Origin of the sequence: Sphingobacterium bovistauri (genome assembly GCF_020295405.1) — a bacterium.
Lineage (GTDB): Bacteria > Bacteroidota > Bacteroidia > Sphingobacteriales > Sphingobacteriaceae > Sphingobacterium > Sphingobacterium bovistauri.
Genome location: NZ_JADEYP010000029.1, coordinates 1 through 14,609, shown reverse-complemented (window position 1 = coordinate 14,609; position 14,609 = coordinate 1). Strand labels below are relative to the sequence as shown.

The following is a 14,609-nucleotide window of genomic DNA, read 5'->3' as shown; positions in this document are numbered from 1 at the left end:
GTCGAGTTTTTAGCCAGCCTCTGGATGTTCGTGTAGACAGCATTGGAGAATTGCAGGATCATCTTAAATTTGAGCAGCAGGCGCAAGAGAGTAGGCTCTTGAGTGTTTTGGGTCACAGTTTTTATTTTCATATCAGGGACTGAGAAGTAATGATCCAATGAAACACTTAATTACCCATTCGAATAAAGTAAATATAAGTGCTAAGATTTTTTTGTCTGAAAAGTTTCAACATTGTGGAGGAAAAGTTTACAACCTTCAATCTATTTAATATATGAAGCTAAAAATAGTATTGGTAAAATTAAAAGAGGAGATTTTGGAGATCGGTATTTTCTTTATATGCCTTAGGATAGCAATGAGTTAAAGGTTTGGTAAATAATTTGATTTTATACTTTCGAATACACTTATCATGGTTCTTTTACATTAATATCAGTATAGGTTTGGTTGTTTTTTTCTTTTAAATAAATAACTTAAGCAAGGTTTATGTGTATTGAGAATTTGTTTTTTGGCTCTTAAACGCTATAGCAATTTAATTTCAATTGTTATTTTTGAGGAATGAAAAACGTTTTCCTTTTTATTTTTACTATTCTAAGTCTGATTCTTGTTGTTCATGCTCAAGATGTAGTTCCTGAAACAAAGAATAAAAACATAAAAATTCTTCTTATCTCCGATTTAAATGACAGCTATGGGTCTGTTGGTTACAGTAAAGAAGTTCATGATGTTGTTCAAAAAGTTAAGGAGATAAAACCAGATATCATATTATGCGGAGGGGATATGGTTGCTGGTCAGAAAGCATCGCTGACAGTATCGAGAATAGACTCAATGTGGAGCGCTTTTGACCAAACAGTGTTGAGACCAATATATGAATTGGGTGTACCTTTCGGTTTTACGATGGGTAATCACGACGCTTCGCCGAGTTATCATTTGGATAGAGAGGCGTCCTACAAGTTTTGGTCAATAAATAAGAATAAAACAAATCTGGCTTATGTAGATGATAAATATTTTCCATATTATTTTTCATATATCAAAAACAATGTATTCTTCATCAGTTGGGATGCATCCTCTGCTGTAATACCTTTGGAAGTTAAATTGTGGATGGAAGGACAATTGGCTCTTCCAATAGCTAAAAAATCTCGAGCTCGTATTGTGTTAGGCCATTTGCCCTTGTACGCAATAGTATCTTCAAAAAATAAAAAGGGCGAGGTGATAAATGATGCTGATGAAACTTTAGATTTTTTGAAAGAAAACAATGTGGATATGTATATATCTGGTCATCAGCATGCATATTATCCTGCTACAAAAGAACAGTTCACGTTGTTGAATGCAGGTTGTTTGGGAGGTGGTCCAAGAGAAATTATGGGACATCATGCTAAAGCAAGTAAAGCATATGCTATAGTAGAGCTTCCAAAAAGAAAAGGAATCGATAAGATTAAAATTACAGGCTTCGAGCCCGTTTCTCATCGACATATTGTGCTGGAGTCGTTACCAGATTCTGTTAGTGGCTTTAATGGGAAGGTATTTAAGTGGGACAATTCAAATTAATTATTGTGGTAGGGTTTTTGTAATAAAGGTTAATCATATTAACAGTTAAAATTATAAAGACTATGAGATTATTTAGCACAATTTTTTTATTCACAGTATTACTAGGGATAACCTCTTGCTCAAAGGATTCAGATGATTCTTCACCAGTAGATTCTAAAGAGGCTCTAAAAGTGACTGTAACAAGTTCATCCACCTTTACGAATGATAATTCAGATATTCGAGTTTCGGTTGGGGCCTCTGATAGCAATGGGAAATTTATGAAATGGGTAGTGAACGGAGCTAATGGAACAGACGGGCAGGTACTTTATAATGTGTCTAAAGAGTATTTTTATGGAGGTAAAACAGCAGTATTGCAATCTCCTTCAGGTTATTTGACTGCAAATATAAATATAAGTGCTTTCGCGATTTCTGCTCCGTTTACCTTAACTTATAAAGTAGAAAAGGGAAATAAAGTTGTGGTAGAAAAAACCGAATCTATTACTCCTGGCGGAACAGCATTTACACTAGCCTTAAACTACTAAGAGCAATTGTATTATATGGTTTAAAAATAAAACGGAGTTCTACTTTTTCTAGAACTCCTTTTATTTTAACTTATTAATGTAAAATCAATCTGTCTTTTTTCCAAATCGACTTTCTTAACTTTTATTTGAACCTCGTCACCTAATTGGTAAGTTTTCTTCTTGCGTTGTCCGATTATCGCATAGTTTTTCTCGTCTAACGTATAAAAATCATCGGTTATATCACGTAATCGAACCATACCCTCACATTTATTTTCTTCGATTTCTACATACATACCCCATTCAGTTACCCCAGAGACTATTCCTGTGTACTCTACGCCAATTTGGTCTAGAAGAAATTCGGCTTGTTTGTATTTTATAGAAGCGCGTTCTGCTTCTGCCGCTTTTTTCTCCATTTGTGATGAATGTTCTGCCAGTTTCTCGTAATGCTCAGCATTGACTTTGGTGCCACCATCTAAATAGTATTGTAATAAGCGATGAACCATCACATCTGGATATCGACGTATAGGAGAAGTGAAATGTGTATAATAATCAAAAGCCAATCCGTAGTGTGATGATCCTTTGGTTGTATAAATAGCTTTTGCCATGGAGCGAACAGCTAATGAGGTTAACATATTCTGCTCTTTGGTACCTTCAATTTTGGTCATCAGTTCATTCAAAGATTTGGCTGTTTCTTTATCATTCTTTGTAAGTAACTTGTGTCCGAATTTTGCAGCAAATAGGGAGAAGCTCGCTAAAGCATCAGGTTTTGGAACATCGTGGAAACGGTAAATAAAACTAAGTTTATTTTTGCCCTTACCCTGTTTGCCTATATATTCTGCTACTTTACGATTTGCTAATAGCATAAAATCTTCGATAAGCTTGTGTGCATCTTTACGAACTTTTGTGTACACACCTAGTGGTTTTCCATTTTCATCGAGATGGAATTTTACTTCTTCACTTTCGAAGCTAATAGCTCCATTCTTGAATTTACGGTCACGTAAGATGTAGGCTAGTTCATTAAGCTTTAGGATGGCTTCAGCATGGTCGCCTTCTTTATTCTCAATGATTTCTTGTGCTTCCTCATATGTAAATCGTCGATCTGAATGTATTACTGTACGTCCAAACCATTGGTCTATGATATTCGCTTTTTCGTCCATTTCAAATACAGCCGAAAAAGTCAGTTTATCTTCATTAGGCCTAAGGGAACATAAGTTGTTGGATAGTCTCTCTGGGAGCATAGGGATCACACGGTCGACTAAATAAACTGATGTGGCACGTTCAAATGCTTCTTTATCTAGAATAGAGTCCGGTGTAACGTAATGTGAAACATCAGCGATATGGACGCCTATCTCATAGTTTCCATTTTCTAAAATTTGGAAAGAAATCGCGTCATCAAAATCTTTTGCATCGAAAGGGTCAATTGTAAATGTTAGAATATTTCTGAAGTCGCGTCGAAGAGCAATCTCTTCTTGGCTGATGGTTTCAGAAATTTCAGCAGCAGCTTTTTCTACCTCTTTTGGAAACTCTAACGGGAATCCGAAGTCGGCTAAAATCGCATTCATTTCCGTGTTGTTTTCACCTTTTTTTCCTAATACAGTTTTGACTTTACCGATTGGATTTTTTGCATTCTTAGGCCATTCTATTATCGATACGACTACCTTCTCCCCATCATTCGCTTCATTCAAATTATCTAAAGGAATGAAGATGTCATGAAGCATTTTTCTGTCGTCTGGGAGAAAAAATGCATAGCTTTTGGAGATGTCTATTGTTCCTGTGAAATCGGTCTTCGCACGGTGCAGAATTTCTACAATTTCACCCTCACGTTTTTTGCCTTTCTTACGGTCGTATATATGGACTTTTACGGTGTCACCATGTAGTGCTTGTCGTAGCTTTCTTGGTGCTACAAATATATCGTTTTCTAACTTGTCTTCTGGTACGATATAGGCAGATCCATCGGCTGTCATATCGACAGTTCCAGTGATATATACATTCAATTGACGAAGCTTGAATTTTCCTATTTCGGGTTGTTGGAAGTGCCCACCTTTCGACGTGTCACTTAATATATCTGCAATAATGATTTTTGAATCTGTATCAGTAATATTAAGTTTTGCGGCAACTTGTTTATAGTTCATTAATTGGTTTGTATTCTTTTCAAATACAGCAATGACTAGTTGTGTTAATACTTCTTTATACGGATTCTCTTTTTTGTTCTTCATATGAACTCTTTTCTTTTATGTACTAATACTAGATTGTGTGTGGTAGGGTAGAGGAGCTTTTGGTCGTCTAAAGTTACCACATAAAATCTAACACTAATATACAACAATACTGCCAGAGTTAAGGGGTGTAGAGGTGTTGTTTGGTTGAAGTTTGTGTGAATATTTTATTGATTGTATTTTTTATTTATTTTAGCATTTATAATGCGTAGAATTTCAGCTGCTTGTGTTTATTTTAAGCTAAAACAAATTAGGTTAAATGGTTGTTTTTGAGTTGTTTGTCTGTGTTGTTTGGTTTTCTTTATTTTTTTATAAATTTAATTGTTAATGTGTTTGTTTGTTTTATCTATTTTAATTTGTTCTTAATTAGCTATTTATAATTTATTTGCTAAAATAAAGTGTGTTATGAAAAACGTCGTTTTGGTCAAGTTTTTAACACAAGAAATTGTATTCCCTCATGTTCGGGCAACATGGGGTTGTTTAGAAAAAATGGATAATTATTAGTGTATTAGGTCTGTGAATCTTGGCAAGAATCGCATATGCCTACAGCATTGATAGCTATCGAATGTAAAGAGAAATTGCTTGGGATATTAATTTTAGGAACGGAGATTTCATCAAGGCAGTATACGCTATTGCAAATCGAACAAATGAAATGTACGTGCTGATCATGGTGGTGGTCGGCTGAGCATTTAGTGGAACAAATTGCATAAGTTGCAGTGCCATGTAGATCGAAAATTTTATGAAGAATTCCTTTCTCTTCGAACGAAGCTAAAATTCTATATAGGGTTACACGATCTATTTCTGACCCAAAAACCTTTTCTAATTCGGGTTGTTTGATGGCTGTCTTTTTGTCAGAAATAACTTCTAGTACACGAAGGCGTGGCTTAGTAATCTTGAGTCCATTGGACTTTAAAAGTTGATTAAAATCAGCGCTGTGATTATGGTTGTGCTCTTCGTTTTTATTGGTACTCATAGTTGTAAATTTACAAATAATTGATGGTAAAATAAAGCCTCTCAAACGACACGTTTGAGAGGCTTATTTATGCTGTGTTTTGAGCTTAATTATTTGCCTGCAGCCTTCGCGTGATCCGCTAAAAATTGAGCAAGACCGCTATCTGTTAAAGGATGTTTTAGTAACGCTGTGATTACCGATAAAGGACCAGTCATCACATCAGCACCGATCTTAGCACAACCTAATAAATGCGCGCTATGACGTACTGATGCAGCCAAGATTTGAGTCGTGAAACCGTAGTTATCATAGATCAAACGGATCTCTTCGATCAAGCCTAAACCATCTACCGAAATGTCATCCAAACGACCTACAAATGGAGATACATATGTCGCTCCAGCTTTAGCTGCTAATAAAGCTTGCCCTGCTGAAAAAACCAATGTACAGTTTGTTTTTATACCTTTTTGGCTAAAATATTTGATCGCTTTAACACCATCTTTGATCATAGGAATCTTAACTACTATCTTAGCATCTAATGCAGCTAATGCTTCCCCTTCTTTGATCATGTTTTCGTAATCTGTAGAGATCACTTCAGCGCTTACATCACCGTCTACGATTTCGCAGATTGCTTTGTAATGGTTGATTACATTTTCGTCACCAGAGATTCCTTCCTTAGCCATTAGGCTTGGATTAGTAGTTACACCGTCTAATACACCTAAGTCTTGTGCTTCTTTAATTTGAGCCAAGTTGGCTGTGTCGATAAAAAACTTCATTTTTTGGGTTTGTTGTATTTTAATAAATTTAAAACTATCTATAATTTTAGCTGTTACAAAGGTAGTTATTTATTCATATTAAAAGTTATATTGCCTGCATGGAAATTTTCAGATCGTTGCGTTATCCAAACTTTAGATTGCATACGATTGGACAGTCTTTGTCATTATTAGGGACATGGATGCAGCGCATAGCGATAAGTTGGCTTATTTATGAGCTTACGGACTCTGTATTTTGGTTAGGTTTTGTATCATTTGTGTCTTTATCTCCTTCTTTATTCTTATCTCCTTTTATAGGTTCTTTTGTAGATGGCAGGCCTAAATATAAGCTTGTAATGTGGACACAAGTCTTGTTGATGATCCAGGCAGGTATATTGACTTTCGTTGTCTACAGAGGCTGGGAGACTGTAGTGTGGTTGTGTGTATTGGGCTTTGTTCAAGGAGTTATTAATGCATTTGATGTATTAGGGAGACAGGCTCTATTATCCACGTTAGTGGATAATAGAAAGGATTTGCCGAATGCAATAGCATTGAACTCTTCTGTATTCAATGCAGCGAGAATGGTTGGCCCAGCTATCGGAGGAATTTTATTAAGCAATTATGGAGAGTTCGTTTGTTTTTTAATGAATTTTCTAAGTTTTATACCTGTATTGACCACATTATCATTGATGAAGATTGTAGAATTGCCAATTATTAGAAAAAAAGGGAGTTCCACGTGGCAAGGAATGAAAGATGGATTTGATTATTTAATACGTTCGCCAAATATAGCCTCTTTAATTATTATCATGACATTTTCGAGTTTATTCGTTATTCCTTATACATCCCTACTACCAGCAGTAGCAAAGGAGTTATTTCATGGGGATGAAACGACTTTTTCTTGGTTTGAATCTGCAGCGGGATTGGGTGCTATGATAGGTGCTATACGTATGGCAAGTCTCAAAACAGGAGAAAATTTGCGCTATCGCGTGCTATTTTCTGCGCTGATGATGGGAATTTCATTATTGCTTTTGGCTTATGCACATTACCTGCCAGCAGCTATTTTCTTTACTGTGGCTGTTTCTTTTGCCATGATGATGCAAAATTCGAGTATTAACACTTATATCCAGACACATTCCATGTCTTCTTATAGAGGGCGTATAATGTCCTATTATGTGATGTCTTTTCAAGGAATATTCCCAATAGGTAGTTTGCTCACAGGTGCAATAGCGGAGACTGTGGGCCTCAAAAATGCGCTGTTAATCATGGGTGGGGTAGGTGTAATTATCTCGATTTGCTTTTATATCTATTTGCGTTTGCACTTACATCGTAGACTTTTTAAGATAGATTATTCAAGATGGAAGAGGTGATATGAAGAGAGGCTTGGCGTACACTAAGCCTCTCTTTTATTATAGCATATTCTTAAATTTCAATACCAATAGCTCGCTTGGAATCTCACCAGGTTTAAAACCTGATAAATCCACTTCACAATTTTTACCTATATTTTTCGCTTTTAAAACTTTAGTTGATCCTAAAACCGAAACAGTTGTATTGGATTTTACTGTATAGTTTTTCAAAATAACTTTCGATTGGTATTTCGGTAAGAAAGCATAAAGGTCTTTACCTTTTTGTGTAAAAAAGAGCTCTACGTGAGCTACATCTTTTTTTGGTTCCACTAATTTCGCTGTGCTATAACCAGCCATGTAGGCTTTGTCATCTTTTTTAGGGATGTTAGATGAACTCCATTGGTATGGATTCTTCACGGCATGTGTCTCATAAATCGCCTCTCCATTAACTTTTAACCAATCCCCCATTTCCAGCAATCGCTCCTGCATAATAACTGGAATTCTACCATCTCCCGTTGGACCGATATCCAATAGTAAATTTCCGCCACGTGCGACAATGTCGATTAATAGAAGTAGTAATTCTCTTGAGGATTTATAATCATTAATGTTTTCGTTACGATTGTATCCATAGGAGTGACCAATTCCTTGGCTTTCTTCCCATACGATATCGGCATTCATACCACTTCCATATTCTGATGTGGTGTATGTAGCACCTGTGTTCTTTTCACGTGTATTTTTCCCCCAGCGGTCATTTACGACGACGTCTTTGGCTACAGGAGAATCATTAAACAGCCAAGCTAAGAATTCTGTGCTACGCCATGTCGTATCTGACAAATCCCATTCTCCGTCTGAAAAGATCACGGAAGGTTTATACTTATTCACTAAATCTTTCAATTGAGGTAGCATATGATTATTGATATACATTTCTTTGTTAGTTTTCCACAAAGGATTGTACCACTCATAAAGCGAATAATAATAGCCCATCTTCAATCCCTCTTCTCGAACTGCTGTGGTCAAATCTCCTAATAAATCACGTTTTGGTCCACCAGAAACTGAATTCCAAGGTCTACCCCAGCTGCGGTTTGCTTCGGGACTATCCCATAGTGCATAGCCATCATGGTGCTTGGAAGTTAAAACAACATATTTGGCTCCTGAATTTTTGAACACTTCTGCCCATTGTTTTGGATTATAAAGTTCTGCTTTGAATAGAGGTTCGAATTGAGAATAATGAAAATTTTCTCCATAATTTTTAAGGTGAAAATCCCAAAACTCTTTTGTTTTCCATTCTAACCTATGTTCATACCATTCGGAATAACTTAACCCATCATTAGGTATTACAGGAGCATAAGCTGGTACAGCGTATACGCCCCAGTGAATGAATATGCCAAATTTGTCTTGATTGAACCATTTTGGAATACCACGTTTATTTAAGGACTCCCAATTAGCCTCATACTTTTGCGCGTATGATAAGCTGCACGTAACTAGGGTTAATAACAGAATGATTTTTTTCATAAAGTTTATATTGGTTTCTTTAAACGTAAATATAATGATAAAAAACAAAACCCCTTAGTTTGTAAACTAAGGGGACTGTAATATTTTTAATAGGTAGGATTAAATTTCTTCAATCCAGAGTCCGTCAGATTTGATAATTTTAATCAATTCATCTAGTGCATTAGCTGATGAAACATTTTTCTTCACAACTTGCTGTCCCCGGTATAAGGTAATTTTGTCTGGGCCAGCGCCTACATAACCATAATCTGCATCTGCCATTTCACCAGGACCATTAACAATGCATCCCATGATTCCAATTTTAAGACCCTTAAGATGGTTTGTGCGTGAGCGAATCATTTGCGTAGTCTCTTGCAAGTCGAATAATGTGCGACCACAACTCGGGCAGGAGATATATTCTGTTTTCGAGATGCGTGAGCGCGTAGCCTGAAGTATTCCAAATGATATTGAGGCTAATTTATCCGTTGGGGTGGCAGGAGAATCAATCCAAATACCTGAGCCTAATCCATCAATTAATAAAGCACCTAAATCCGTAGCTGCATACAACTGAATTTTAGAAATAGGTTCTTCAGGATTCATAATATCACCTACAGGTCCTGAAAAATCCTTTACAGCATAGCTGCGACAAATAATCACAGGATTATCCAAGCCAATTTCTTGCAAATTCGCAAAAAACTGACGTTGATCCGCCATTCCATGCGTATGATTTGTTTCCAATAAAAACATTATAGTTTGATCTATTTGCAAGTTGTTGAAATCGTCACTCGCTAAATCATCATTGGAAATACGTACCAAATTCAATACAGGGTCTTTTGTCGTAGCCTGATTAAATTCTGCTAAAGAATATAAGGGATGAATATTGGATTTATTTGTGAGGGATAACCATGTCTTGTAGTTATACAATTGTTTCAAATTACCTGGCATCGTAAATGACGGTAACTGATCCGCTAGATAAACGAAATCGACAGATTGGTCACCCATGTGGTATTTGTCATTAATTGCATCGTATTTGTAGCCAACTTCAGAAAGAATAAATGGGTCTTTCAAGTTTTTGGTTGAAATATCGATGATGACACGTGGAACAAGTGATCCTCCGACGAAAGTATTTACTTCACGTGAAACGTAGGGTGTTGTCTTCCCAACTTCGTTTAATGTTAAGATTTCTCTTTGTTGCTCTTGTGCTAGTGCAGCTTTTCTTTTGCTGTAACGGTTAACCAAAGCAATAGCAACAGGCGCTTCTTTTTCAGGTTCTTCTGTCAAGGAAACACGTACGGTATCACCCAATCCATCTTCTAGTAATGTACCAATACCTACCGCGGATTTGATACGACCATCTTCACCATCACCTGCTTCAGTTACACCCAAGTGTAACGGATAGTTCATGTTTTCGGAAACCATTCTTTCCACTAGTAGTCGGTAAGCTTGTACCATTACTTTTGGATTCGACGATTTCATGGAAACACAAAGGTTATGAAAGTTCAAATCTTCGCAGATACGGATAAATTCCATAGCGGACTCGACCATACCTTCTGGACTATCTCCGTAGCGACTCATGATGCGGTCCGAAAGTGAGCCATGATTTGTGCCGATACGCATAGCTGTGCCGTATTCTTTACAAATACCAACAAGCGGTGCGAATTTTTTATAAATACGATCTAATTCAGCTTGATACGCTGAATCGGTGTAGTCTATTTGATCAAATTTCTTTTTGTCCGCGTAGTTGCCTGGGTTGACACGTACTTTTTCGATTAGACGTGCCGCGACTTCGGCAGCATTTGGAGTGAAATGAATATCTGCGACCAAAGGAACATCGTAGCCTCTGTCCCGAAGTTCTTTCTTAATATTACCTAAGTTTTCAGCTTCTTTGATGCTGGGAGCTGTGATTCTTACAATCTCGCAACCGGCATCCACCATACGAATAGTTTGTTCGACTGATCCCAAAGTATCCATGGTGTCGATGGTCGTCATACTTTGGATACGAATGGGGTTGTCCCCACCCATCGCCAAATGACCGATTTGGATTTCACGCGTTTTGAAACGTGAATATGTTAATTTTGAGTTGCAATAACTCCCAGGTAAAATCAAACTTTTTTCTGCTTCCATTTCAATTACAAAGGTAGTTATTTATAGATTTAATATCTATCTATCTTCAGAGAATTCGCTGCACCATTTAATTCAATGATATATTTTTTTGACGCAGTATCATAGTTGTCTGTTACCCACATATCATCTCTTTTAATAAAGCCCTGTAAATTGTTGTTGGAAAGAATTGTTGTCATATCTACAGCGCAAGCGGCATCTTTAGGGATTGAAATCTTCGTGTTGGATGCTGCGGTATTGATTTCAACTTTGACTTTTTCAATCGTTGGTTGACCAAGTTTAATATTTACGTTAGCTGCACCAGAATTGATTTCAAGTTTTTCAATTTTATGGCTAGATAAATCTGCTGTTAATTGTGCTGCACCAATATTAAATGCTAAGATCCAATTTTGGGTATCACTAAGTGATAAATTAACAAAGTGATTTTTTGCGTTTTTGTCACTGCTTACGGCACTTATTTCTATATTATTGCCAGATTGATCTAGTGTGAGGCCTAGGTTTTTGCTTTCCGATTGAGCCTCCAGCAGTTGTGTGGTGTTATTGTCAACTTTTATTTTAGAAGCTCCTATGTTGAAAGTTAGTTTTGGATTATTTATCTTTTCGGTGAATGGTATACTTAAATTCTGTTCAGTTTCACTAGTGTCTTTAATGTTATTTTTATAAGCTAATTTTCCTGTCCAATTGAATTTATCATTTGATGTATAACCAACGTATGTTAGAAAAATACATAAAGCTATGTTTACGGCTATTATCACTCCTGTACCATAATTTTTGTGCTGAAATATTAGATTGATACCTAGTGATACAATCAATAATGGCCAATATTTTATGATAGCATAAAAATTGAAATCAATGATACTGAAATTATCGAGTAAGGCTATTATTCCCAAAAAAACAAGCCATATCCCAGTAGAAATTTTACTCTTCATATTTCTATAAATATATACATCCTCTATTATACATTACGAATGTACGCAGGTCGTATTATGTTTGGTAACTATTTTCGGTAAAGAAAGGAAAACTTTCGGTGAATCGTTATATGTTTATATAAATTTAAACAAAAGTAATTTTTATAGGTTATATGTATATAATATGTATTTTAGCATAAACCGTATAGTGAACATATGATATTCTATTATTTAGGCGAATATATCCTGTTGTTGAAAAAAGTCTTCAAGAGACCAGAAAAGTGGCGCGTGTATTGGAAAGAAATGTTGCATGAGATGAGTGAAATAGGTGTAGGTTCGATAGGGCTAATTATCATTATTTCTACATTTATTGGTGCTGTTATGACGATGCAGATCGCCTTTCAATTAAATTCTGATTTTATTCCTCGTTCTGTAATTGGACAAATAAATCGCGATTCTAATATTTTAGAATTGGGGCCTACGATTTCTGCATTGGTACTAATGGGGAAGGTAGGGTCCTCCATATCATCACAAATAGGTTCTATGCGTGTGACAGAGCAAATTGATGCGTTAGAAATTATGGGGATAAATGCTGCTGGCTATTTAATTTTACCTAAAATATTTGCAGGGGTGATTATGGTACCAGCTTTGGTCGTTGTAGCAATATTCTGTGCTATTTTCGGAGGATTACTAGGTGGTGTATTGACAGGAGCAGTTACTATAAATGAATACGTACAAGGAATTCAGGGTGGTTTTAATGGTTTTACTGTTGCAGTAGCTATGGTTAAAGCTTTTGTATATGGATTTATAATTACAACAATACCTGCATACAAAGGATTTTATGTACGCGGTGGGGCTTTGGAAGTTGGTCAGGCGGGTACACGATCTGTTGTAATAGGTTGTATTACGATATTAGCCTGTGATTATATTATCACAGCATCTATGTTATAGCAAAGAAAATGATTGAGATTCAAAATATACACAAATCATTTGGGGATAAAAAAGTTCTGACAGGAATAGATGCTATTTTCGAACCAGGTAAAGTTTCTTTAATTATTGGTGGATCGGGCTCAGGAAAAAGTACATTGTTGAAATGTATTGTTGGGTTGCATAAGCCGGAGCAAGGTCGTGTGTTCTTTGATAAACAGGAGTTTACGACCATGGATTTTGAAGGAAAAGTGCCTATTCGAAAAGAAATAGGGATGCTTTTTCAGAATTCTGCATTGTTTGATTCCATGACGGTAGAACAAAATATCATTTTCACACTAGATATGTTTACCGAAATGAGCAAATCTGAAAAACGCGATCGTGCTAATTTTTGTTTGGAAAGGGTCAATCTAATAAATACCAATAAACTATATCCTTCAGAATTGTCTGGAGGTATGAAAAAGAGAGTGGGTATTGCTCGTGCAATTGCTATGAACCCAAAATATCTTTTCTGCGATGAACCTAACTCTGGTCTTGATCCAGCAACATCTATTCTGATTGATGAGTTGATTCAAGAATTAACACAGGAATATGAATGTACAACTGTAGTCGTGACGCATGATATGAACTCTGTTATGGGGATAGGTGAATATATCATGTTTTTGCACCAAGGTCAGAAATTTTGGGAAGGTTCTAATCGAGACATGTTGCAGTCAGATGTACAAGAATTAAATGATTTTGTGTTTGCTAGTCCTTTGATGAAAGCCGCTAAGGATACAATGAAATAATTTCCCTAATTTCCGTACCTTTGCAAAAAATTAAAAGAATAGCACATTGTCTACTTCAACAAATATTCAACTATTAACGCCACAGCATTGGAAAGATTACGAATTAATCGATTGTGGTGATTTCGAAAAATTAGAACGTTTTGGTGATTTAATATTAATTCGTCCTGAGCCGCAGGCTGTTTGGCCTAAAACTTTAGGCGATGCAGAATGGAACAAGCTTTACCATATCAAATTCAAAGGTCGTTCGTCTACAAGTGGTGAATGGCTAAAGAAAAATCCCAAGACAGCTGATCGTTGGCATATTGAGTATAAAAATAATGATGTCGCTATCAAATTCCGTTTGGGTTTGACATCATTCAAGCATGTGGGGATTTTTCCAGAGCAAGCTGTGAATTGGGATTATATTTCAGAATCGATCAAATCGATGAAAACACCCAATCCGAAGTTCTTAAACTTATTTGCATATACAGGTGGTGCTTCAATGATTGCTAGAGCTGCAGGAGCGGATACGACACACGTAGATTCGATCAAGCAAGTGGTAACTTGGGCAAATGAAAATCAGGAGCTTTCTGGCTTGTCTAATGTACGTTGGATGGTGGAAGATGCATTGAAGTTTGTAAAACGTGAATTGAAGCGTGGAAACAAATACAATGGTATTATCTTAGATCCACCAGCTTATGGTCATGGACCAAAAGGCGAGAAATGGAAATTGGAAGATAATATTTTAGAAATGATGCAAGATGTGGTTCAACTATTGGATCCGAAAGAGCATTTCTTAATTTTGAATACGTATTCATTAGGATTTTCTTCTGTAATTGTAGAGAACCTAATCAAAACATCATTCCCCCAAGTCGAGAATTTAGAAATAGGTGAGTTATACTTACAAGCTACCGCAGGACCAAAATTACCGCTGGGAGTTTTTGGTAAGTTTCGGAAATTGGCGAAATAAATAAAAATGAGGCTGTCTAAAAAGGTCTGTTAATTAAAGAGCCCCGTCATTAAAAAATAATGGCGGGGCTTATGTTTTTTGTCCTCAATTTTTTGTAAATTGAGGTGCACCCAAAAAACGATATGAAAGTACAAT

The 14,609-nt window shown here is 36.2% G+C and carries 12 protein-coding genes; 6 read left to right on the top strand and 6 right to left on the bottom strand.

Translation table 11 applies throughout. The features are described 5' to 3' along the window. Positions 1–552: 552 nt before the first annotated feature. Together IPZ78_RS13870 and IPZ78_RS13865 are read left to right on the top strand one after the other, a co-directional pair. Entirely contained in the window at positions 553–1,539 is a 987-nt protein-coding gene (locus IPZ78_RS13870; protein ID WP_225554591.1) for a metallophosphoesterase family protein, read from the top strand. Between the two features lie 62 nt (positions 1,540–1,601). Further along, positions 1,602–2,060, top strand: a complete 459-nt coding sequence (locus tag IPZ78_RS13865) for a hypothetical protein (protein ID WP_225554590.1) — start codon at positions 1,602–1,604, stop codon at positions 2,058–2,060. 65 nt (positions 2,061–2,125) lie between these two features. On the opposite strand, the gene rnr is transcribed toward IPZ78_RS13865, so the two are convergent. From rnr to fsa, 3 genes are all read right to left on the bottom strand, one after another. Next, complete coding sequence (rnr, locus tag IPZ78_RS13860; RefSeq protein WP_225554589.1) at positions 2,126–4,255, bottom strand: ribonuclease R; 2,130 nt, start codon at positions 4,253–4,255, stop codon at positions 2,126–2,128. A gap of 505 nt (positions 4,256–4,760) precedes the next feature. Then, a complete protein-coding gene (locus tag IPZ78_RS13855) occupies positions 4,761–5,225 on the bottom strand; it encodes a Fur family transcriptional regulator (protein WP_225554588.1) in 465 nt (154 codons plus the stop codon). An 89-nt stretch (positions 5,226–5,314) separates the two neighbouring features. Continuing rightward, positions 5,315–5,974, bottom strand: a complete 660-nt coding sequence (gene fsa / locus IPZ78_RS13850; protein ID WP_225554587.1) for a fructose-6-phosphate aldolase — start codon at positions 5,972–5,974, stop codon at positions 5,315–5,317. Positions 5,975–6,072: 98 nt separating this feature from the next. Between fsa and IPZ78_RS13845 the strand changes: the two genes are divergently transcribed. Further along, positions 6,073–7,317, top strand: a complete 1,245-nt coding sequence (locus IPZ78_RS13845) for an MFS transporter (protein ID WP_225554586.1) — start codon at positions 6,073–6,075, stop codon at positions 7,315–7,317. 39 nt (positions 7,318–7,356) lie between these two features. On the opposite strand, the gene IPZ78_RS13840 is transcribed toward IPZ78_RS13845, so the two are convergent. The 3 genes from IPZ78_RS13840 to IPZ78_RS13830 form a co-directional block, all read right to left on the bottom strand. Next, the gene (locus IPZ78_RS13840) at positions 7,357–8,805 is read right to left on the bottom strand and encodes an alpha-L-fucosidase (RefSeq protein WP_225554585.1); all 1,449 of its coding nucleotides are present in this window, start codon (positions 8,803–8,805) and stop codon (positions 7,357–7,359) included. Between the two features lie 99 nt (positions 8,806–8,904). Continuing rightward, a complete protein-coding gene (gene ispG / locus IPZ78_RS13835; protein ID WP_225554584.1) occupies positions 8,905–10,905 on the bottom strand; it encodes a (E)-4-hydroxy-3-methylbut-2-enyl-diphosphate synthase in 2,001 nt (666 codons plus the stop codon). Positions 10,906–10,934: 29 nt separating this feature from the next. Then, entirely contained in the window at positions 10,935–11,831 is an 897-nt protein-coding gene (locus IPZ78_RS13830; protein ID WP_225554583.1) for a LiaF transmembrane domain-containing protein, read from the bottom strand. Positions 11,832–12,026: 195 nt separating this feature from the next. On the opposite strand from IPZ78_RS13830, the gene IPZ78_RS13825 reads away from it, so the two are divergent. The 3 genes from IPZ78_RS13825 to IPZ78_RS13815 are packed head-to-tail and all read left to right on the top strand — an operon-like array spanning position 12,027 to position 14,474. Next, positions 12,027–12,761 (top strand): MlaE family ABC transporter permease, encoded by a 735-nt coding sequence (locus IPZ78_RS13825; protein WP_225554582.1) that lies wholly within the window; start codon positions 12,027–12,029, stop codon positions 12,759–12,761. Between the two features lie 8 nt (positions 12,762–12,769). Continuing rightward, positions 12,770–13,525 (top strand): ABC transporter ATP-binding protein, encoded by a 756-nt coding sequence (locus IPZ78_RS13820; protein ID WP_225554581.1) that lies wholly within the window; start codon positions 12,770–12,772, stop codon positions 13,523–13,525. 46 nt (positions 13,526–13,571) lie between these two features. Next, on the top strand, positions 13,572–14,474 hold the full coding sequence (locus tag IPZ78_RS13815) for a class I SAM-dependent methyltransferase (protein WP_225554580.1): 903 nt from the start codon (positions 13,572–13,574) through the stop codon (positions 14,472–14,474). The last annotated feature ends 135 nt before the right edge of the window (positions 14,475–14,609 follow it).